The sequence below is a fragment of the bacterium genome (assembly GCA_023382385.1).
In the GTDB taxonomy this organism is placed as follows: Bacteria; Electryoneota; RPQS01; order RPQS01; family RPQS01; genus JABWCQ01.
The window spans coordinates 345667-368515 of record JAHDVH010000002.1; the positions used below are offsets into that span (position 1 = coordinate 345667).

Genomic DNA, 22849 nt, shown 5'->3' on the forward strand with positions numbered 1-22849 from the left:
CAAGCCATGGAGACTTTTCTCCTGAAATTTCGATCCTTTTTGCAGTGGCTGTCAATCAATCTGCTTGCCGGACTGCTCATTGCAGCTTTGGCATTTCCGCCGCACATCGAGGCTCAGGTCAAGCGCGGATCACGCTTTAGCAAGCAGCAGAATTGTCTGGAGTGCCATGACGCGAAGGAGTATCGGGGCAAGTTTGCGCACGAGCCGGCTGAAAAAGGTGACTGTGCCGCTTGTCATTTACCGCACGGAAAAGTCGGCGCGTTGCGCTTGAAGGATACCGGCGCGGATCTCTGCCTGAGCTGTCATGCCGCGGACTCGTTACGATTGTCGGCGAAGTTTGTGCACGAGCCATCGCGCGCGGGGCATTGCACCGAGTGTCACGATCCGCATCGCGGCACGGAAAAGAATCTGCTGAAGGCGTCATTGCCTTCCCTGTGTTATCAATGTCATGATGCGGCACAGTTTGAAGCAAAGCACAAACACAAGCCCCTCCAGCAAGGCTGCGGCGCCTGCCATGATATGCACGGCAGCGATCACGCAGCACTGCTGAATCAGGAGCAAACCCAGCTTTGCGCGAGCTGTCACGGTGGGCAGGACGCCACGTTTGCGAAGCAGCATGCGGGCTATCCCGTCGCGGGCAAGGACTGCTCAGCGTGTCACCTTCCGCACTCCTCGGAGACCAAAGCGCTGCTGCCCAAGACGGTACACGCGGTCATGGAGGGGCCGTCGTGCTCGGATTGTCACGTCGCGCCGACAGAGTCAAAGCCATTTGCGCTGAATGAGGACGAGCGAGCGATCTGCGCGACCTGCCACGATCCGCTTGAGAAACACGGTGCGAACACGCATGCGCCCGTGCAGGACGGAAATTGCACGGAGTGCCACAATCCGCACGTCACGACACAACCCGCACTGTTGAAAGCGAACGACTTGCAGGTGTGCGGCGAGTGCCACTCAACCGAGCTTGAGAAGACCAGACTTGCGCACGCGCACTCCGCCGCCAAAGACGCCTGTACGAACTGCCACGAAGGACACGGAAACTCCGAACAGAAACTCTTGAAGGACAAGAGTAACGGACAGTGCTTAAGTTGTCACGACAATATCTCGGTTGAGTTGAGCCAGCCGTTCACACATTCAGCAACAAAGCTTGGTAAGTGCTGGAGCTGTCACGAACCTCACGGCACAAACCGCGCGGGGCTGCTGAAGGAGTCGGAGGACAAACTGTGCCTGAATTGTCATGACGAATTGCGCAAGTCTTTTGCGCAGGTGGATGTTCACGATCCGTTCCGCAAGGGCGATTGCGCATCCTGTCACACCGTGCACGGCGGCACAAACAGCAAGCTGCTGAAAGCCACCGACAATTCGCTGTGCGCGACGTGTCATGCCACGGAAATGAAGATTGAGGAGACTTCGGTCGCTCATTCGCCGTTCGTGGACGGCGCGTGTCTCGATTGCCACCAACCGCATGCGTCCAATCACGACGGCCTGTTGAACATGTCGGTGACGACGACGTGCGGCGAGTGCCATTCGGACATCACGGATAAGATCAAAACGGCCAAGTCGGTGCATCAGCCGGTGGCGGACGGACAGTGCACAGCCTGCCACAATCCGCATCAAAGCTCGAACAAGCATTTGCTGCTTGCGCGAGCGGCTGACTTGTGCATCACATGCCATGCGGACATCGAGGGTGCGCGCACGGCGAAGTTCTCACACCCGCCCGCGGCATCCGGCGAATGCTTAAACTGCCATAGTGCTCACACCAGTTCGCACAAATCGCTGCTGACCTCCGCAATGCCGGGATTGTGTTTGGATTGTCACGACGTGACGACCGCTGATTTTCGCACAGCCCATTTAGGGCAGACCGGCGAAAAGATGAATTGTGCACTCTGTCACGATTCACACGGTTCCGACCGGGAACGGATGCTGATGCGCAACCAGCACGCGCCTTTCGAGTCCGGTGACTGCGCAACGTGCCATGTTGCGGAAGGAGACAAACGATGAGACAGTTTATCTTTTGGATAGTGCTAATCGCCGTTCTGAGTTTCATCGGCCTGACCGCTGCCCAGTTACCTAAGGTGGATCAGCGCAAGGTGTGTCTGGAATGTCATGACGATCTTGTGGCGACGCTCGCGAAGCCCAAAGTGCATCAGCCTGTGAAAGACGGCGAGTGCAGCGCCTGCCACGCTCCGCACGCGTCTCGACACGAAGCTCTGTTGATGGACAAGGAAGCGGAGCTTTGCGCAAGCTGTCATACGGAAGCTGCGGAGTGGCCGAAGCTTTCGCATCAACACGATCCGGTGGCTCGCGGCGAATGCACACGCTGTCACGATCCGCACGCCGCAGACAAGGCGGACTTACTAAATGTTGCGACGAAGGATCTCTGCATAACCTGTCACGTCGAAGTGCGGGATTGGCTTGCGAAGCCCAATACTCACGCGCCCATGCGCGTCGGGCAATGCGCGAAATGCCATAATGTTCACGGCGGATCTCATGACAACCTGCTGACTCAGAACCTGACACAGCTATGCAAGACGTGTCATGGGAACGAGCAGAGGCTGCGCGAGCGGCACGTCGGATTTGATCCTGTGAATGCGAATTGCTCGGCCTGCCACGACCCGCATGCGAGCGACTCTCCGTCGCTCGTCATGAGCAACAAACATGCGCCGTTCGAAGACAAGGACTGCGCCGCCTGTCACGTGGCCAAGCAGACCGCCGACGGCTATCCTTTGAAAGGTGCGGTTCAGAAAGTGTGTGGAGAGTGCCACGAGGCGGAGGCCGCACATTTCGCTCAATATAAACCGCACGGCGCAACGGAAGAGAATTCCTGCCAGATGTGCCACAACGGTCACGCGGCGGATCAACGACATCTGCTGACCGCCAATGAGAAGACGCTGTGTGTGAAGTGTCATGATCCGTCTAAAGGAGTGAAGGTGGTCGGAGATAATCCGCATGCGCGTTACGCCTGTGGAAAATGTCATGAAGCTCACGGCAACACGAATGCGGGATACTTGAAGAAGCCGAGTCTGGAACTCTGCGCGGAATGTCATAAGCATCAGCATCAGGTGGCGCATCCGATGGGCGAAAAGGTAACGAACCCGTTGACGGGCGGCCCGCTCGATTGCATCAGCTGCCACGATCTTCACTCCTGGACCGCCGCGCCGTTGATGATTGCGTCAGCCGATCGCGCACTTTGCGTGCGTTGCCACCGCGATAAGTAAGCGACTAAGTTAGCCAAGGAAGACCCGGGCGAAAGTCCGGGTTTTTCTGTTTGTGGTGCTGCAATCGGTATGAATTGATAAGTTTGCGCTGTGCTGCATTTCCGGACAAATTAAAATACCGCTCACTCCAGTATTCAGTGTTTTTGGAGGTGCGAGCCTCTTTTCGCAGGCCGTAGTATGAGACTCTGACGTAAGTGCCTTGAAACACAAGGGCAGGAGATGCGACCGATTTGGAGTTTTTTTTCCGTTTTTTTGTGAAGAACCTTGCAAACCAGTCACCATTATGCTATAATTTGCTGCTCAGCACATGTTTTGTAAGATATTAGTTTGCCATCATGAACATTTGAGGGAGAAGCAAGCATGAAAATGTGGAAAATGGTGTTAGCGGCCTTAGTCGTCGTGAGCACCGCGTGGGCGAACGAGCCTGCGGCTCCGGGTCAGACGCCCGACCCGGCGGTCGCGCTTCAGCAGCAGATAAAGACACTGTTGCTGGAACGCGAGCAGCGAGTTGCAGAGATGGACGCGCAGTATCCAACGCTGGCGCCGCACGAGCGGACGGCGTTTGATGTTGCGTACGCGAACCTGATTGAGTCCTATGAGATTCAGGTCCTCGGTCTGATGGTCGAATATTACGACCTGACGGGAAACGTGGAGCTTCGTCAGCGGGCCGAAGAGAGCCTTGCACAGCTGGCGGCAGGCCCTGTTACGGGAACTCCGCTTAACACCAGCCGCGATCGTGCGGGACAAGACGTGCAGGAGGTGAGATAAGATGAAGAAGCTTCTTTTGATTGTCACAGCTCTTTCCCTCCCGGTCTTCGTCCTCGCAGCCGATGTGGAAGTGAAGGGCGAACGCTCTGAAGTTATCAAGACGGTGCACTCGACACCGGCTCCGGTCAGCGTGGAGTCTATTCTCGAAGAAGTTGCTCTCGAAGCAGTACAGACTGTGCTGCAGCCCGAGTTCCAGCAGTTGGAAGATCGGTTTCAGAAGCAGATTTCCGAAGTGCGCGCGCAGATCGCACTTGCAACGGATGAGCAGGCTGAACTGCTTGAGCAGCAGATCATCGCTCTGAAGGCGGAGCAGGAGGAAGCGCGGCTAGTTGCGGTGCTGAATTATGTTCGCGCTCAGGGCAACCACGAGGCTGAGGCCCGTGTGCTTGCGGCCATCGAGAGTCGCAATAACCAGACACCGGTGCAGAGAGTGACGGTAGAACGCGACCCGCTGACGGGTGACGTCCGCGAAGGAGGTGCGAAGTGAAACTCCGCACACTTCTAATCATGCTGGCTTCCGTGCTGACGGCTTCGGCACTCTATGCCAGTGACACGATGATTGAACGCGACTTGGGAGAGATGCTTCCAAACGAGGAGCCGACCCGCGACTTTTCCAAGCGAATCGTTTTTGAGAAATATATTTGGGCCGAGGGTGTTGATCCTACGGCACGCAATCTGACTCGCCTGTTTGTGAAGTTCTTTGATGAAGACACAGTTCGTATCCGTAACAACGAGTTGGTGTCTTTGACGGGCCGCGACATTAACGGCACGAAGGCTTTCTTAGCCCGTCATCCGGAGATCAAGCCGCGCGTCATCATCACAAACCGCAGCGAGGAAGCCTACATGGCAGATCTCGCGCGCATCGAGAAGAAGTCCGGATGGGACTTGGTGGATCTATTCAGTTTCTACTGTTTCGATCTTCCGGAAGTGGCGGCTGATCCCAAGGGGCTGATCTATGAGATTCTCGAGAATCCGGAAATCGAAACGGCATATTATGAGCCGATTCCCGTGGATTTGCTGTGTCAGGACCTCGGCAATCCGACGCCCAATTTCATACCTAACCAGACGTATCATGATCCTGCCCCACTGGGCGTAGACCTTGATTGGGTTTTGGCGAATCATGACCCGGATGTCGTGGATGGGCCGGGAACGGGCAGGTGGACGGGAATTTTCGAGCGCGGTATGCAGACCACTCACGAAGATGTGACATTGGCCAATGTCGCCACGGCAGGAACGCCGGACAGCGATAACGATCATGGCACAGCGGTGATGGGCGTGCTCGGCGCGTGCGATGACAACAACGTCGGCTGTCTGGGCTTTGTCGCAGATCAGCAGATGCGATTGTACCAGCGCAATTCAGGGAGCTACGGATCTGTGGCGGACATTTATGATTTTGCCAATGGTCAGTTGCTTGCCGGTGAAATGACGAATTCATCCTGGGGATATTTTGCCAGCCCGCTGCCTCCGGGTCAGAGCTGTCCGTGCAACCCTTCGCAGAATGGTGTGGTGGCAGCCGAGTATGATGCGGCAGTGAAGTCTTCGATTCAGGCTGGCGTTGCCGACGGCATTCATTACTTTCTTGCATCGGGCAACGGCTGTGTCAATCTGGATCACGCGACATTCGGGACCACTTTCCGGAACTCGACAGATACGGGGTCTAATTACGTTTCCGCTGTTCAGTCTACGGTCGCCCACGATGCGTCATGCTTCACGAACTGGGGCGAGCGCTGCGACTTGAATGCGTGGGGTGATGGCAGCTTCACGTTGGGTTATTCAGATGATGGTACTCCGTTTAACCCGACATCGCGTGACGAATGGTATACGAACAGCTTTGGCGGAACATCGAACGCATCGCCCACAGTGGCGGGCTGCGCCGGAGTGATTCACAACATCGTTCACAATTACAACGGCACGACCATTTCGACGGCGTTGATGCGCGACTACCTGAACGACTTCGGCACGCTTCCGGGCACAACTCCGGGCAACATTGGCAGAATGCCGAATTTGTTCGGGATTCTTGCACCGGAATTGCTTCCGCAGTTGCGTGCGGGCTGGACGTGGTATATGGTGCCGCGCAACACGACCGGTGCGACCGGCTCGAGTTGCGTAATAACCTCCGATTTGGATCCTGCGCCGGCGACGACCTATTGGAACGGGGCAATCAGAAACTCGGCCCGCATCGGCTGGGCTGCGCCGGCACGCTATCGCATTTTTGTGGACGATGCGTTTGAGATTGGCTGGATTCAAGACACACTCCACGCTGCAGGCGAAGCCTTTGGTATAAATGCAGGAACGTCTGTCCGCGGCGGTCGTCATTTTGTGCGTTTGACCGCAGACCCGCTGGAGCAGGTCAACGAGCGGATCGAAACCAACAACCACGCTTACAATCAGTGGGCATGGGATCCGCGACAGATGAACGACGGCGAGATTCTGACGCAGTCCTCTCCTCCGATCAAGTATGCCACAGACCAGCTCGCGCAAGGCTACACCTACGAAAACGTGGATGGCTACGGCGGCGAGAATTTCTACAATACCGGTTGGTGGGACATCATGGCCGTCATGGCACAGACCTCGACCGCGGACTATGACGCCCGCATTTACAGCGAAGCGGTTAGCTCCACCAACGGTTTCGACGACTCGGAAGCGTCCTCTTCCTACGGCTCTTTTATGGACTTCGTCGGAGTCAATAACAACAACGTGGGACAGGCGCAGAGACTGATTGCTTCCGTACTGAACTTCGACGGCGAGTCCTCGCAGCATCGAGTGGAGTGCGGAACATCCACGATTCTTTCACCGAGTCAGCCGGGAATTGGCCGCAACGACTATGGTTCGCATTCGCTGAGTTCGACAGAGCTGTTTGACGTTTGGGAATTCTATGTAAACGAACTTGTACCGTACAGCATTGAAGCGGAAGTCACATCCGGCACGGCGAACATCGTCGTCTCGGTGTATGGTCCTGACGACACCTTCTTTGGACGCTCTGCATTCAATGTGCAGTCGAATTCAGGCGGCGCGGGCGCGAGCGAGCTGATTTCCTGCTGGACTCCGGCAGCAATCGGCTGGCATGCCATTGTGGTTCACAAGCACAACTATTTGGATTGGGACCAGAGTGCCAATTTCAATTTGTTTGTGGGCAAGTCCGGCTTTGATTTCACGCACGCGTTGGGTGTTGGCTGGTCGCATCAGTTGGTAGTTCGTCAGGCCGTAGGTGGTCAGCCGGCAATTCTTCCCGCGACGCTCACGGGCAATGCGCCAAACAACTACGTGAACATCTCGGCTCTCAATCAGGGCTGTGGTGCGGCGGTGGCGTCACTGGATGACCGCGTCTACCGCGATGGTCCGGCGGTCGGCACGTTTGCGAACTGGAACGGTCCGATCGTACCGGGCGGATCCGCCTTTGGATCGAATCGCAACATCGGCACGGTGCCAGGTGGCCGCCACCAGATCGGCAACGTGATTGACATTCTGAATGAGGGAGCCGAGTGGAATGAGACGAACAATCGTCGTGACGAGCAGTTCGTGTGGACTCCGGCGGTCTTGGCAAACAATGTGATGTTCACTTCCCCGAACGTGGCGCCGAACTGGAGAGACTTCCAAGCGGACTACTTCTTCCCTGATTACAACGTGGACGGATTCAGGTTTACGGGAAGTTCGTTCTGGAGCGGAGTGGGCATGATGCCGAACAACAACGTGGATGACGTATACAATTGCCTCCTGTATCAACCGGCGACCTCTTCAACGATCGGGTTCAGCAGCCCGCTGGTTCCTTCGTGGTCAGGCGGCGCGAATACGGAGTGGGTTTTGGAAAACGGCAACATCAACGGCATTTCCACATTTGACGTCGGTGTGCATAACAACACGGGGTGGCCGATGGACGTTTCGGTGGGGGCTTACCGCCTGCACCAGTCAAACCGGATTCACGACGTATTTGCCGGCGAACATTACGGTCCGTATCCTTTCCCCGACACGGAACTGATCAACGTGTTTGACGCCTTCTTTGTTGCGGGTCAGGCAACGAGAATCATTCTCGACAATCTTGGCGCAGGCGATCTTGGATTTGCACTCTACAATCCGAGCATGACTTACGGCAGCCGGTCGAGCTATACTCAGTTGATCAACATGAGCGGGGACGGTGCGGATGAAGTGCTTGTCTTCACGCCCACTGAAACCGGCTGGCACGGCTTGGTCGTGTTCAAGGAAGACATCACGGACTTGCCGAACAATCCGTATAATCTGATCATCGGGGATCGCACGCCGCGCAAACCTGAACGTCTCGTTATCAAGTGGGTGCAGAGCACGCCGAGCTTGATTCTTGAGTTGTCGTGGGATCCCGTGGTCGCCGACATGAACGGCGACCCGATCACGGTGGAGCGCTATGACCTGTACTACTCTTATGACTTGAACGCGGTCTATCCGACCGGCTGGGGCTACGGCGGCTTCGTGCCCGGCGCGAGTCCGACGGTTCAGGTTCCCATCTATCCGGATCCATCGCAGTTCGGGTTCCAGTGCCTGTTCCTCGCGGTGGACACGGACGGCTATGTGGTTGCGTCTTCGCCACTGCCCCCGGATATGCCGAGCGTGATTGGGCGGAGCGCAGACGAAGTTCGTGCAACCGCTGCATTTGAAGCGAATCTGTTCAGAACGAAGGAAGCGCAAGACGCATCAAAGTAACGTCTTAGCTTTCAGTCGACATATGAGGGGCTCCCGAGAGGGGGCCCCTCTGTTTTATGCGAATTTTCTGAATATGATAATATGTATCAGATTTTGATTTGAGAGGGACGGGAGTGCGTCAGGATTTGCAAGAGTGGCCAGCGAAGCGTAAATTATAGTTTGTTGCGATACAGCTATTGTAGTCATAATTTCATCATTGGAAGTAACTTGCATGATGCCTTCGGATTCGATTGATTTACTTGAAGTGAAACGGATTTTTCAGCCGACCTCGATTGCGGTGGTCGGCGCCAGCCGCCAGCCGGGTACGATTGGCCGCGATATGCTGCGGAAGATTCTCGATTTTGAGTTTAACGGGATTGTCTATGCCGTCAATCCATCTGCCAAGTTTGTAAATTCAATGCGCGCCTACCGGAATGTCTTGGAGATTCCCGATCCGGTGGACATGGCGGTGATTTGTGTACCAAAGAAGTTTGTGCTCCAAGCCGTTGATGATTGCGGCCGCAAGGGAGTCAAGTCTTTGATCATGATCACGGCGGGATTTGGTGAAGCTGGAGAAGAGGGCGCGAAGCTTGAACGCGAGTTGTTTGAGAAGGTGCGCAGTTACGGGATGCGGATGATCGGACCGAATTGCATGGGCGTGATCAACACCGATCCTGAAGTTAGTATGGACGCGACGTTTGCGGGTCCGATGCCGGTGCCGGGGAATATCGGATTTCTTTCGCAGAGCGGCGCGCTGGGCGTTGCGATTTTGGAACGCGCGGCGAGCATGCAGTTGGGACTTTCGTCATTTGTCAGTCTGGGGAATCGCACGGATGTTTCGGTGGACGATATTCTCGCGTACTGGAAGGACGATCCGCGCACGTCATTGGCACTGCTTTATATTGAGAGTTTCGGTAATCCCGCGCGGTTCATCCAGGTGTGCCGCGAGATGACGCGCACAAAACCGATCGTCGCGGTGAAGTCGGGACGCACAACGGCTGGCGCGCGGGCGGCGAGTTCACACACGGCAAGTCTCGCCGCGGCGGACGTTGCGGTGGACGCGATTTTTGAGTCGGCAGGGATTCTGCGGGTGGATACGGTTGAAATGCTGTTTGATTACGCGCAGGCGTTTGCGACGCAACCTATTCCACGCGGATCGAACGTTGCAGTCATGTCCAATGGCGGCGGCCCCGCGATCTTGGCGACCGACGCGGTGGAAGGCAACGGTCTGAAGATGGTCGAGTTTGCGCCGGAGACGACGGCGAAGTTGAAGAGTGTGCTTGCGGACCTGGCCAGTGCGAAGAATCCCGTAGATATGGTGTCCAGCGCAGGAGCAACACACTTTGAAGCGGTCGCAGATCTCTTGCTTAACGATCCCAACACCGATGCGATGATCGTCAATTTCGTGCTGCCGATCACATCGGATTCACGGGACGTCGCTGAGGCAATCGTGCGGGCTTACGAGAAGAACAAACATTTGAAGAAGCCTGTGCTGGTCTGCTTTATGACGCGCGACGGTGATATGTCCGGAACGCCGGTGCTGCGCGCGGCAGGGTTACCGGTGTATATTTTTCCGGAGTCGGCGGTGCATTCGCTGGCCGCATTGACACGATTCGGGAAGATTCAGAGTCGTCCGCAGGGCGTGATGCGAACCTTTGACGATGTTGACCGTGATCGTGTGCGTGAGATTATTGACGGGGCTTTAGCGGCTAATCGCGAGCAGCTGCAATCGGACGAGGTGTTTGGAATTTTGAAATCTTATGGATTTCCGACGCTGTCTCTCGATTATGTCGCCCAGCGCGAGGAGTTGGCTGCGACGGCCAAGAAGATTGGCTATCCGGTGGTGCTGAAGATTTCGGCGGAAGGAATCACGCACAAGTCCGATGTCGGCGGGGTGCGATTGAATTTACGGACGCAGCAGGAAGTGGAAACGGCGTGGGATGAGATTTCTGAAGCGATTGCGAAACTACCTTCGCCGCCAAAGACCTGGGGGGTGACTCTTGAGCCGATGGTCAGCGGCGGACGGGAGATAGTGATGGGAATTCATACGGATCCGACCTTCGGACCGCTGATCATGTTCGGCATGGGGGGTATCTACGTCGAGGTCTTAAAGGACGTGAGCTTCCGGCTTGCACCGCTCACAGAAACGGATGTCAAAGGGATGATGAAGTCGTTGCGGGGCTATCCGATTTTGGCGGGAGTGCGCGGCGAAGAGTCAATTTCCTTTGAGAAGATCACGGAGTTGCTGTTCCGACTGTCGCAACTTGCTGTGGACTTCCCGCAGATTGCCGAATTAGACATCAATCCGCTGCTGGCCTTCCCCGATGCGAAGAGATGCGTCATGGCGGATGCGCGGATCAAGCTTGGCAAGCCCGCTTAGGTAGACATTTGTTCAACTCTGGAGCTGTAGCAAAAGTTCCCCGGCCTGCTAAGTAGTTGTCCCATAATTAGGACACTTTGTAAGGCTACGAAATTGGGATGATATTGTTTACATTGAGGTTGTACTTGGCGTTCGGTGCGTAACTTTCTTGAGAATTTAAGCCCAATTCTTGCAGTTAGGGTGAGGGATTGGGATAGGTTATTATCAAATTTCTGTTTTTCTAAACTTAGCGGAGCGCGGCCAGAGTGTCATTCCATCGCCTGAGTCTTATCTTATTGTATTTATTGACTATCATGGCGACTGTTTATCTCGCATACGGGGGCTGGGAGTATTACTCATTGCCTCTACAGGAGCGGGCACGGCACGACAGCCACGAGGAGTGGCGCCCGAGCGGATTCATCGGCCATGGCGTGGGCGTGATTGGCAGCGCCCTGATGCTGATCCTGCTACTCTATTCACTGCGCAAGCGATGGCGGCCCATGCAACGGGGATGGGGCGACATTCGCTATTGGCTGAACTATCATATATGGATGGGAGTCACGGGACCGATATTGGTCTTGTTTCACACCAGCTTCAAGTTCGGCGGCATCGTTGCGGTGTCCTTCTGGTCGATGGCGGCTGTCGCACTGAGCGGAGTCGTCGGAAGGTATATCTACGTGCAGATTCCGCGCAGCCTGAGCGGCGAGGAGCTTTCTGTGACTGAGTTGCAGGAGCTTGAGAATAAGATGCGAGCACAACTATCCTCTGAAGCGGGGGGAAATACGAAGGCACTCTCGATACTTGAGGAGTTTGTAAACGACAGCATTCAGTCGGGCGGGGGACTGTTGAACTGGCTGCGGCGCGACTTGACCGCGACGTGGCGCTATACCGCACTTCGATCGCGGCTTGTTCGCGAGGCGAATCTCTCCGCTCACGATGCGAGGCATCTGGTGACGATTGCACGCAAGCGCGCCTTGCTGGATCGGCGCATCGCATTTCTCGGAACGGCGCGCAGACTTCTGCATCATTGGCATGTGTTTCATAAACCGTTTGCGATCATCATGCTGGTGATCATGGTCGTGCATGTGGTCGTGGCTGTGTCATTAGGTTACACGTGGATATTCTGAAGTGAGCGTTGAGACTTTGATCTACGTATTAACCACCGTGCTCGTGATCGCACTTCCGGTGGCGTATATTTGGAAGGAGCGCACGAGCAGCGCGCGCGCGGCAAAGACGTTGGAACAGTCGACGCTGGCGGGCCTTGACCAACCGGTGTCTTTGCATCCGGTGGTCGACCCCGACTCGTGTATCGGGTCAGGTTCCTGCACAAAGGCGTGTCCGGAACAGGGTATCCTGCAACTCATCAACGGGAAAGCTGCATTGGTCAATCCCGCGCGCTGCATCGGTCACGGGGAGTGCCAGCGGGCGTGTCCGGTGGACGCGATTACACTTGTTTTCGGCACCGAGAAGCGCGGTGTGGATATTCCGAATGTGAAGGGGACGTTTGAGACGAATGTTCCGGGAGTGTTCATCGCGGGCGAGTTGGGAGGAATGGGCCTGATTCGCAACGCGGTTTCGCAAGGACGTCAAGCTGTGGAGAATTTAGCCAAACAGATCGAACAGGATCGCGCGGGTGAAGCGCTTGACCTGATCATCGTCGGTGCGGGACCTGCGGGGATTTCAGCGTCATTGCAGGCGAAGAAAGAGGGCTTGAATTTCATCACGCTTGATCAAGAGGATCTGGGCGGCACCATCTACACTTATCCGCGCCAAAAGCTCGTGATGCTGCAGCCGATGGAGTTACCATTACACGGTTCGGTGAAGCTACGTGAAGTTGAGAAAGAGCCGCTGCTTGAGCTGTTGACGGAAGTGGTCACCAAGCATAATCTGGACATTCGCGCGGGCGAGCGAGTGACCGCCATTCAGCGGGTGAACGGGCACTTCAAAGTAACAACGTCCGTCAACGAGTATGTCACACGCAAAGTTCTGCTGGCGATTGGGCGCAGAGGGACTCCGCGCAAGATCGGCTGTCCGGGTGAGAAATCGGAGAAGGTGACTTACCGTTTGCTCGATCCAGGGAAGTATCATCACAAGAAGATTCTCGTCGTGGGCGGAGGGGACAGCGCGGTCGAGGCGGCGGTTTCGCTCTCTTCGCAGCCGGGGAATACGGTGCATATGTCATATCGCGGAGAGAGCATATTCCGAATCAAGGAAGGCAATCGCGAGCGTCTCGAGCGGGCCATTGATGAAGGGAGAGTCACGCTGCTGCTCAACTCGACCGTGACCTGCATCGAGCCGTCGCGCGTGATATTGGATCAATCCGGAACCGAAGTGACGCTGGCCAACGATCAGGTGTTTGTCATGATCGGCGGCGTGCTTCCGACGGAGTTTCTGCAGAGCATTGGAATAGAGTTCGAGCGCAAGTTTGGAACCGCCTAAGCATGACCAATTCAGTACACAGACCACCCAAGAACACCACACGCATCATTTTTGCGATCGCGCTGTTGGTGATTCCCGCTCTCCTGTTATGGATCTACTTTGCTCCGCAGCCGGGCGGCGAACCATCGTTTGAATCCCTGCAGCGCAAGCAAAGCCGACAGGAGCAGAAGCCGCCGATCGAGCAGATGCTGGAAATGTGGAAGACGGCTCCGGGTCACGGTCCAATTGCGCTGGAACTTGGCAATATGTACTTCATGGCCGGACAGTATGAGAAGGCGATCGAGTTTTACCGTGAGTTTTTGAAGACGGATACGACAGAGGACGGCTGGCTTGTGCGGCTGGACATCAGCAGGTCGCTTGCCGCGCTCGGCCGTGACAATGAGGCCATTACGGAGCTGAAGGATATTTTGAAAGATCATCCGGGCGATCCCGGAGCACTCTACAATCTTGGTGCGATTGAGGCGAACCGCGGAAACCACGATGTTGCACGCGACGCCTGGAGCGAGTTGATCAGACTGCACCCGAGCGACACGTTAGCGACTTACGCTCAGAAAGCGCTGCCAAGGCTCAAGCCTTCAAATCATCCATAAATCATGCGCATCTTCTGGCTTGTACTGCTTACACTGACTTCGCATCTTTACGCGCAAATCTCTCCGGGCAAATTGTCGCGCTTCCACGCGGCACTTGAAGGACTGAACAATTGCACTCAATGCCACGAGCTGGGCAAGGAAGTTACGGATACGAAGTGTCTGGCGTGTCACACGGCGATTGAGGAACGGCGTAAAGCGGGGAAAGGGTACCATGCCAGCGCGGACGTAAAGTCACAGCGCTGTGCGAAGTGCCACGGAGAACACTACGGGCGCGAGTTTGAGTTGATCTTCTGGAAGGACGGTCGGGAGAAGTTCGACCACTCGTTGACCGGCTATCCGCTTGTGGGTGCCCACGCGCGTCAGAAGTGTCAGGCCTGCCACACGTCCTCTTATCACAGCGAGGCGTCGCTGGCGCTGGATTCGACGACGAATCGCGCTCAGACTTTTCTTGGGCTAACTCCCGCTTGCATTTCGTGTCATGCCGACGAACACGGTGACCAGTTGACAAACGACTGCGCATCCTGCCACAATAGCGAGAAGTGGAGTCCCGCACCACAATTTTCTCACGACAAGTCCAAGTATCGGCTCACGGGCAAGCACGTTGAAGTGGCATGCGTGAAGTGTCACAAAGCGGAACTTGTCGAGTCTGCGCAGGCAAACCGGATTCCCGATCCCGTGCATCCTTCCGAGCGAACGAAATATCTGGGACTTGAATTCTCGAGCTGCAAATCCTGCCACAACGATGTTCATCAAGGAAAATTCGGAATCAATTGCAGCGGCTGTCACACCACGGAGAGTTTCGCCGTGGCGCGTATGGCGGCGGACTTTGATCACAACAAGACGGGTTTTCCGCTAACAGGCAAACATATCGGTGTTGACTGCGCGAAGTGTCACACGTCCGGGAAACTGACCGATCCGGTCGCGCATGCCGCGTGTAAGGACTGCCATAAGGACGAGCACCGAGGGCAATTCGCAGATCGCACCGACAAAGGCGCATGTGAGACTTGCCATACCGTGGACGGATTTGTGCCCGCGCGTTACGGTATCGCAGAGCATGCGGAGTCGATTTTCCCACTCGCGGGAGGGCATCTTGCCACGCCGTGCATTGCCTGTCATACCGCGACACTTTCGGACAAAGCCGGCACCTATGCCAAGTTCGCATTCGCGGATCGCACCTGTAAGGGCTGCCACACCGACGTGCATCGTGGGCAGCTTGACAAGTACATGCAGAATGGAAGCTGCGAGTTCTGCCACAATGTTGAGAGCTGGCGATCGATTACCTTCGACCACGCCTCAACGGGATTCCCCTTAGTCGGCAAGCATGACCAAACCGCTTGCATGGGATGCCACGTGCGAGAACGCACCGAAACCGACGAACAACTCATTCGGATGTCGCCTTTGGCGCGGGAGTGTGAGTTGTGCCATGCCGATCCACACCGTGCACAGTTTGTTATCGAACCGTTGTCCGAGATCAAGATCAATTGCAAACGCTGTCACACATCCGAGGCATGGAACGTACTCGCATTTGACCACAATCGCGACGCGCGGTGGGCACTGGACGGCGCGCACCAGAAAGTCGCTTGCAACTCCTGCCATAAGAGTCAGAGCGACTCGGAAGGCAGTTTCGTCGTTTACCGACCGCTCGCATCCGCCTGCACCGATTGTCACGGCGGAGCAACTCCCTCCAAACCATGAGACACACACCTGTTCTTCATCCCTGCGCGATCACACTGTCTCTGATGGCGATACTCATGCTTGCGGCACAGACGGCCACCGCCGCAATCGATTCCCCTCACGGTTCGCTTACACTCGACTGTCAACTCTGTCACACTACGGACAATTGGCTCAAGTTGAAAGATGACTCGGGGTTTTCGCACGACACGCAGACGAGTTTTCCGTTAGCGGGGAAGCACGTTGGGCTGAAGTGCGTGGCGTGCCACTCGTCTCTCGTCTTCACAGAAGCGGGGTCTGAGTGCCTCGACTGTCATACGGACGTGCATCGGGGCCAATTCAGCAATAACTGCGGAGAGTGTCATACGCCGCAACAGTGGGCCAACGACAGCTACTTTCGAAAGCTGCATGAGAGCACGCGCTTTCCGCTGGTCGGCGTGCACGCGACACTTGATTGTCAGAGTTGCCATGCGACCGGACAGTATGTGAATGTTCCGTCGGATTGCGGGAGTTGTCACTTTGGAGACTTTGCGGCCGTTACCGATCCGAATCACGTTGACGCGGGCTTTTCACAGAATTGCAGCGAGTGCCATAGCATCACAACGGCGGCTTGGAAAAATCCGCGATTTGCGCATCCGCAGACGTTTCCGCTGACAGGAGGGCACGCGCTCGGTGATTGCCGCGCGTGTCATGCGTCAGGTTTTGCGAACACAAGCAGCGCCTGTGTCGGATGTCACGAGCAGAACTACACTGCCGCGCAGAACCCTACGCACGAACCGGGAGCATTTCCCAACACTTGCGAGATGTGCCACACTACGAACGCCTGGCGTCCTGCAGAGTTTGAGAATCACAGTTTGACAAGTTTCCCGCTGACCGGAAGGCACGTTCAGGCTGAATGCTCGCAGTGTCATGTCGGTGGACAGTACACTGGAACGCCGGTTGATTGCTGGTCGTGCCATGAAGCGGAGTATGCTGGCACAACTAATCCCAACCATGCTGCGGCAAACTACAGTCATAACTGCGCTGTTTGCCACTCGACGGAGACGTGGGAAGGCGCGACATTGGACCACAATCTAACGGACTTCCCGTTAACCGGGCGGCATGTGCAAACCGATTGCGCCCAATGCCACATTGGCGGGCAGTATACGGGTACGCCGACCGATTGCTGGTCATGCCATGAAGCGGAGTATGCGGGAACGACGAATCCGAATCATGTCACGGAGAACTATCCGCAAAACTGCGCAATTTGCCACTCAACAGACACGTGGGAAGGCGCGACATTTGACCACAATTTAACGGACTTCCCGTTAACGGGGCGGCACGTGCAAACCGACTGTGCCCAATGCCACATTGGCGGGCAGTATACGGGTACGCCGACCGATTGCTGGTCATGCCATGAAGCGGAGTATGCGGGAACGACGAATCCGAATCATGTCACGGAGAACTATCCGCAAAACTGCGCAATTTGCCACTCAACAGACACGTGGGAAGGCGCGACATTTGACCACAATTTAACGGACTTCCCGTTAACGGGGCGGCACGTGCAAACCGACTGTGCCCAATGCCACATTGGCGGGCAGTATACGGGTACGCCGACCGATTGCTGGTCATGCCATGAAGCAAATTTCAATCAGGCAGAGGGTCATATAGAGAATAGTTTCCCGCATACGTGCGAAATTTGCCATACGACGTCAAACTGGGAAAGCAGTTTCAATCACGACAACACGCAGTTTCCTCTGACGGGCAGGCACGTGCAGACGAATTGCACGGACTGTCACATCGGCGGAGTGTATCAGGGAACACCAACTGATTGCTGGTCCTGCCATGAAGCGGACTACAACGATGCAGAGGGCCACCTTCAGAACAACTTCCCGCACGATTGCACACAATGTCATAACACAGGCAGCTGGGACAGCGACTTCAATCACAATAATACGGATTTCCCGTTGACCGGCAGACATTTGTCTGTAAACTGCCTTGACTGTCACGTCGGCGGTCAATTTGAGAATACTCCGACCGACTGCTGGTTCTGTCATGTAGCCGATTACAATGGCGCCTCGCCAGACCACAACACGGGTTACCCGCAGGAATGCGCGGATTGCCACACGACGAACAATTGGGATTCCAATTTCAATCACGATCAGCAGTATTTTCCGATCTATTCCGGCAGACATCGGAACGAATGGAATCAGTGCAGCGAGTGTCACACAACGGCCGGGAACTTTGGTTTGTTCAGCTGCATTGACTGCCACGAACACAGCAATCGCGGAGATGTCGACGACGACCACGAGGATGTCCCGGGCTACACGTACACACCCACGTCGTGCTACGCGTGTCACCCCGACGGCGAAGAGGGTCCGAATCGCAACTCGCGGCCAACGCCTCGGGTGAAGCCCGGTCGGACGGGGGTGAGAAATTGAGAGTCCTCGTTCTCGCGCTTCTCGGCTTCTCTATCATCGCAATGGCGTCCGAAGTCAGAACAACAGTACAGTATGTTTCAGCGACAACAGTCTATCTTGCCGTCGGCCGCACATCGGGGATTGCACCCGGCGACAGCGTTGAGATCACAAGGAACGATCAAGTCGTGGCTCGCTGCGTTGTCACATTTGTCTCCGACAATTCGACCTCTTGTGAGTTACCGGATGCCGCAACGCTGGTGTTTCGCGGCGATGCCGCTGTCGTGCGTGCCACTGGAAGCGAATCTGCATTGCAAGCAACAACCGACACCACGGAGTACTCAGAGCCTCAGGCAGTGCTGCCGGAAACACAAGAACGACTGACTTCCGATAGATCTTCGAACAGGCTAAGCGGTCTCATCGGTTTGGAGTACCGAGTTCAGGATGACCGTGAGCCGGTCAACTACGACTACTCCGAGCCTTCTTTGAGAATTCGCGGGACGTTCAGCAAAATTAGCGGAAGTGACATTACCGCGCGAGCTAATCTTCGACTGCGCCGTACGTTTCGCAGGAATGACGAACTGAGCGCGTCCACGCACCGAATCTATGAGGCAATGTTGGCATACGAGCCTGCTGATAAACCACTTGAAGCTGGTTTAGGTCGACTGCTGCTTCGCGAAACTCGCGGTCTGGGCTATCTCGACGGAGCCTATGTCAAGTATGACATCAGCAGCGAATTCGGATTAGGTGCCGTCGGAGGCATCGAACCAGACCTCCAAACGGCGCGCATTCAGACGGACATCACAAAGTTCGGTGCCTTTCTATCATACGAGAAGCGACTCGCCAAGCGGCAAAGCGTGCAGGCCACCGGCTCACTTGTGGGACGCTACCGAGAAGGCGAAGTCAGTCGTGAGTTTCTCTACCAACAGATTTCATACGTTTACGGCGGTAAACTTCGACTATTTGAGAGCACCGAAATCAACTACAATCGCGGCTGGCTGAAGGACGCAGAAGGCTCGACTCTTTCACTGGCTTCGCTGATTCTGGACGCTCGTTACCGTTTTGCGCGCGCGCTTTCGCTAAGCATAGGCTATGACAGCCGTCAGAACTATTACACGATTGAGACTCGCACTGTTCCGGATAGCCTATTCAACAACGCGTTGCAGCGCGGTTACAGAATAAGCGTTGAATCTCGATTCGCAGACTCTTATTCTGCTGAGATTGGATTCGGTCTGCGGGATAGTGATGATAACAGCTCGGAGGCAACCAGTGGTTGGCTTCAGCTAGGGACTACGCGTTTTGTGAACACTTCAAGCTCCGCTTTTGCCCGAGTTCGCTGGTATGATTCAGAGTGGAGTACGGGTGTTCAGCCGTCTCTTTCGCTCTCTTCACAAACAGCTGCGTGGCTGCGGACGACTGTGGATGTCGGAGTGAACGAGTATACGCTTGCCACGACGGAGGATCAGATATCTCAGAAATGGGCCGGCCTTGTGTTGGACGTTTCCGTTTCGCGTCAGTCATATGCCATGTTTGAGTTTGAACAAAGATTCGGCGACCATAACGACGCGAGTATCGTGACTGTCTCTATGGGATATCGCTTCTAAGCTCGACTTCCGCGAATCAAGAGGAAGCCCCTGACCGCATTGGTCAGGGGCTTTTTGACTTCCGAAAAGGCAGGGACGCTTACTTCTTTCTGCTGAATCGGTAGAACAACGAGGGAATCACAACCATGTTTAAGAAAGTAGAGGTGATCAACCCGCCCAAGATGACAATTGCCATCGGGGTCTGGATTTCCTTGCCCGGTTCACCACCGCCGAGCGCCAAAGGAACCAATGCCAAACCCGCGCACATCGCAGTCATCAAAATCGGGTTCATGCGCTCGAGGCTTCCCCGAATGACCGCTTCATGGTGACCCGAATTCTCCATATTCATGAGCTGATAATAGTGCGCAACAAGCAAGATGCCGTTGCGTGCTGCAATGCCGAACAAAGTAATGAACCCAACGAGAACCGCGATTGTAATCACACCATCCGTCAGCCAGACCGCAAACATACCTCCGACTAATGCCAAAGGAAGGTTGATCAGCACGAGCAACGAGTCGCGGATACTCTTGAATTCCGAATACAGCAAAACGAATATGACTCCGAGAGACACAAGACTCAGCAGGAGAATGACACGTCGCGCAGCCGCAGCGCTTTCGAACTGACCGCTGAACACAACATAGTAGTCGTCCGGCAGTGCAACTTGCTTTCGAATCCTTTCCTCGACATCCTTCACGGTGCTCCCAAGATCGCGTCCGGAGACATTGGCTTGTACAACAATCTTCCGGCTCACGTTTTCACGACTGATGGAGTTCGGGCCGCTTGAGCGATACACATTGGCCAGTTCACGTAAAGGCACCAACGGACCCGCCGGTGTGGAGAATACTGTTCTGGCAATGGCCTCGTCATCGGCACGGGCTGCATCGTGATATCGCACAACCAGATCAACAGGGTTCTGCCCTTCCAGGACCTGCCCAACGACGTCTCCGTTAAAGGCAGTTCTGATGTTTTCCGCGAGGTCGGATACTTGAACACCATACATGGCCATCGCTTCGCGATTCATGTCGATTCGCAGCTGCGGAACATCCACTTGCGGTTCAACGGCCAGGTCCACCAGACCTTCAACGTCCGTGATCGCGTTCTTGACTTCATGTGCGACCCGCCTTAACTCATACAGGTTTGGACCAAATATCTTGATTGCCAGAGCCGCCTGTGTACCGCTGAGCATGTGGTCTATGCGATGGGAGATAGGCTGACCAACCGAAACATAGGCACCGGGCACAGCGAGCAATGCCTCCCGCAGCTCATCGAAAACTTGCTCCTTATCAAAGTTGTCCCTGTGAAACGTCACCTCGAACTCGGTCTGATTGGAGCCAAACGAATGTTCGTCAAGTTCACCACGACCAGTTCTGCGGGTGATGTTCTTGACGGCGGGGTTGCGAGACATGAGTTGCTCCGCCATGCTACCGAGGTCTGCAGACTCATTCAAGTTGGTTCCAGGGGGTGCGATCACAATAACGGTCGCCGAGCCTTCATTGAACTCCGGCAGGAACGACGTTCCCAAGCGTGTAAAGACGAATGCTGTCGCAAGAAAGAGCACAATACAGCTCGCGATGACCACTCCGGAATGTCTGACGCTCCACTCCAAAGCGGGTTGATAGATTTTCTTCAGTTTACGAACGACGAGCGACTCTTCACGATGGGACGCAAGTGACGCCGGCAGCATCCAATAGCATAATGCAGGCACGACCGTCAGCGCTACCAAAAGCGACGCAAACACGGAGATAACAAACGCAAAGCCGAGCGGCTGCAACAGACGACCTTCCACGCCGGACAAGAAGAACAACGGAAGAAAGACGGCAATAATGATCACTGTAGCAATCAACATCGGCTGCCTGATTTCGTTGGACGCCTCATAGACCACCTGCATCGTACTTCGCCGTTCAGTTTCAGGCAATAGCGCATTGGCACGCAGGCGCCGGAACACATTCTCAACGTCAATGATGGCGTCATCCACCAGCACACCGATCGCGATTGCCATTCCGCCGAGCGTCATTGTGTTCACAGTCATGCCCAACCACTGCATGCACAGAACGGCGGCAACAAGTGAGAGCGGTATGGCCAGCAGGCTGATCGCCGTCGTACGCCAATTCGCAAGGAACAGGAGCAGAATGATCGTCACGAGAATCACGCCATCCCGCAGAGCATCCAGCACATTGTGAATCGCCGCAGAGATGAAGTCTGCTTGCCGAAACACTTCCGTGTCTATCTTCACGCGATTCCCGACCAACGCCTGCAACTCCTCGACGGCACGGTCAATGTCCTTCGACAGGTCAAGCGTGTTGGCAGATGGCTGCTTCTGCACGCTGATGATAACCGCCGGTTTGTTGTTCACGGAAGCCGTACCATATCTGAAGGCGGGACCGATTTCCACCTGTGAGACTTGCTCCAGCAGGATAGGAACTCCGTTGCGCACAGTGATAACGCCGGAGCGTAAATCGGCAAGCGATTGAACGCGTCCGATGCCTCGAATGACGAATTCCTGACCAGCGGCTTGAAAGACTCCTCCTGCGGCATTCACATTCGACTTTCGCACGGCGGTAATAACGTCCTCAAACGTAATCCCATACATAGCCAGCCGCTCAGGGTCGACTTTCACCTGATACTCTTTGCGGAGTCCGCCAATCGCGACAATCTGGGAGACTCCGGGAACCGACAGCAATCTGCGCCGCAGAATGTTATCCGCAAATGAGCGTAACTCCAATTCAGTCAGTGTATCGCTGGTAACGCCTACCAGCATGATCTCTCCCATCAGCGAACTTACCGGCGCAAGCATAGGCGGGTCGACCTCTTCGGGCAGTACAGAGGCGACGGACTGGAGCTTCTCTGTGACAACCTGTCGTGCCTTGTAAATTTCGGTACCCCACTCAAACTCGACCCATGTCACCGCGACACCCATGCTCAATGACGAGCGAACACGCCGCACGCCAGTGGCTCCGTTCATCGCGGTTTCAATTGGAAATGCCACGAGCGTCTCAATCTCTTCCGGAGCCATGCCATGCGCGTCCGTGAGAATTGTGACGGTCGGCGCCGACAAGTCCGGGAAGATGTCAACCGGAATGTGCGTAGCTACAATTCCGCCTCCGACCAGCATCACGCCCGCAATTAGCAGTACGAAGATGCGCTTTTCGAGCGATATTCCGATTAATCTTGAGAACAT

General features: G+C 55.4%; 13 protein-coding genes. 12 read left to right on the forward strand and 1 reads right to left on the reverse strand.

Going from position 1 to position 22849, the window contains the following annotated elements:
• Positions 1 to 6 precede the first annotated feature (6 nt).
• The 12 genes from KJZ99_05710 (at position 7) to KJZ99_05765 (ending at position 19692) form a co-directional block, all read left to right on the forward strand.
• Entirely contained in the window at positions 7 to 1998 is a 1992-nt protein-coding gene (locus KJZ99_05710; GenBank protein ID MCL4305391.1) for a cytochrome C, read from the forward strand.
• On the forward strand, positions 1995 to 3215 hold the full coding sequence (locus KJZ99_05715; protein ID MCL4305392.1) for a cytochrome c3 family protein: 1221 nt from the start codon (positions 1995 to 1997) through the stop codon (positions 3213 to 3215). The genes KJZ99_05710 and KJZ99_05715 overlap by 4 nt, the downstream gene beginning before the upstream one ends.
• Before the next feature lie 360 nt (positions 3216 to 3575).
• On the forward strand, positions 3576 to 3983 hold the full coding sequence (locus KJZ99_05720; protein ID MCL4305393.1) for a hypothetical protein: 408 nt from the start codon (positions 3576 to 3578) through the stop codon (positions 3981 to 3983).
• Position 3984: 1 nt separating this feature from the next.
• The gene (locus tag KJZ99_05725; GenBank protein ID MCL4305394.1) at positions 3985 to 4470 is read left to right on the forward strand and encodes a hypothetical protein; all 486 of its coding nucleotides are present in this window, start codon (positions 3985 to 3987) and stop codon (positions 4468 to 4470) included.
• Positions 4467 to 8654, forward strand: coding sequence for a S8 family serine peptidase (locus KJZ99_05730; protein MCL4305395.1), 4188 nt, complete (start codon positions 4467 to 4469; stop codon positions 8652 to 8654). The genes KJZ99_05725 and KJZ99_05730 overlap by 4 nt, the downstream gene beginning before the upstream one ends.
• A 211-nt stretch (positions 8655 to 8865) precedes the next feature.
• Positions 8866 to 11013: an acetate--CoA ligase family protein gene (locus KJZ99_05735; protein MCL4305396.1), complete on the forward strand. Its 2148-nt coding sequence runs from the start codon at positions 8866 to 8868 to the stop codon at positions 11011 to 11013.
• A gap of 293 nt (positions 11014 to 11306) precedes the next feature.
• On the forward strand, positions 11307 to 12119 hold the full coding sequence (locus KJZ99_05740; GenBank protein ID MCL4305397.1) for a hypothetical protein: 813 nt from the start codon (positions 11307 to 11309) through the stop codon (positions 12117 to 12119).
• 16 nt (positions 12120 to 12135) lie between these two features.
• Positions 12136 to 13431, forward strand: coding sequence for an NAD(P)-binding domain-containing protein (locus KJZ99_05745; protein MCL4305398.1), 1296 nt, complete (start codon positions 12136 to 12138; stop codon positions 13429 to 13431).
• A gap of 2 nt (positions 13432 to 13433) precedes the next feature.
• A complete protein-coding gene (locus KJZ99_05750) occupies positions 13434 to 14021 on the forward strand; it encodes a tetratricopeptide repeat protein (GenBank protein ID MCL4305399.1) in 588 nt (195 codons plus the stop codon).
• Between the two features lie 3 nt (positions 14022 to 14024).
• A complete protein-coding gene (locus tag KJZ99_05755) occupies positions 14025 to 15716 on the forward strand; it encodes a cytochrome C (protein MCL4305400.1) in 1692 nt (563 codons plus the stop codon).
• Positions 15713 to 18112 carry a hypothetical protein gene (locus KJZ99_05760; GenBank protein ID MCL4305401.1) on the forward strand — a complete coding sequence of 800 codons (2400 nt, stop codon included), beginning with the start codon at positions 15713 to 15715 and terminating at the stop codon, positions 18110 to 18112. Before KJZ99_05755 ends, KJZ99_05760 begins: the two co-directional genes overlap by 4 nt.
• On the forward strand, positions 18109 to 19692 hold the full coding sequence (locus KJZ99_05765; GenBank protein ID MCL4305402.1) for a hypothetical protein: 1584 nt from the start codon (positions 18109 to 18111) through the stop codon (positions 19690 to 19692). The genes KJZ99_05760 and KJZ99_05765 overlap by 4 nt, the downstream gene beginning before the upstream one ends.
• A gap of 79 nt (positions 19693 to 19771) precedes the next feature.
• Here the strand turns inward: KJZ99_05765 and KJZ99_05770 are convergent, their stop codons facing one another.
• A complete protein-coding gene (locus KJZ99_05770; protein MCL4305403.1) occupies positions 19772 to 22849 on the reverse strand; it encodes a CusA/CzcA family heavy metal efflux RND transporter in 3078 nt (1025 codons plus the stop codon).

Excerpts from the sequence above, each read along its gene's own strand:
- KJZ99_05710 (MCL4305391.1), top strand. The coding sequence starts at position 7 with ATGGAGACTTTTCTCCTGAAATTTCGATCCTTTTTGCAGTGGCTGTCA.
- KJZ99_05715 (MCL4305392.1), top strand. The coding sequence starts at position 1,995 with ATGAGACAGTTTATCTTTTGGATAGTGCTAATCGCCGTTCTGAGTTTC.
- KJZ99_05720 (MCL4305393.1), top strand. The coding sequence starts at position 3,576 with ATGAAAATGTGGAAAATGGTGTTAGCGGCCTTAGTCGTCGTGAGCACC.
- KJZ99_05725 (MCL4305394.1), top strand. The coding sequence starts at position 3,985 with ATGAAGAAGCTTCTTTTGATTGTCACAGCTCTTTCCCTCCCGGTCTTC.
- KJZ99_05735 (MCL4305396.1), top strand. The coding sequence starts at position 8,866 with ATGATGCCTTCGGATTCGATTGATTTACTTGAAGTGAAACGGATTTTT.
- KJZ99_05740 (MCL4305397.1), top strand. The coding sequence starts at position 11,307 with ATGGCGACTGTTTATCTCGCATACGGGGGCTGGGAGTATTACTCATTG.
- KJZ99_05750 (MCL4305399.1), top strand. The coding sequence starts at position 13,434 with ATGACCAATTCAGTACACAGACCACCCAAGAACACCACACGCATCATT.
- KJZ99_05755 (MCL4305400.1), top strand. The coding sequence starts at position 14,025 with ATGCGCATCTTCTGGCTTGTACTGCTTACACTGACTTCGCATCTTTAC.
- KJZ99_05760 (MCL4305401.1), top strand. The coding sequence starts at position 15,713 with ATGAGACACACACCTGTTCTTCATCCCTGCGCGATCACACTGTCTCTG.
- KJZ99_05770 (MCL4305403.1), bottom strand. The coding sequence starts at position 22,849 with ATGTTCTCAAGATTAATCGGAATATCGCTCGAAAAGCGCATCTTCGTA.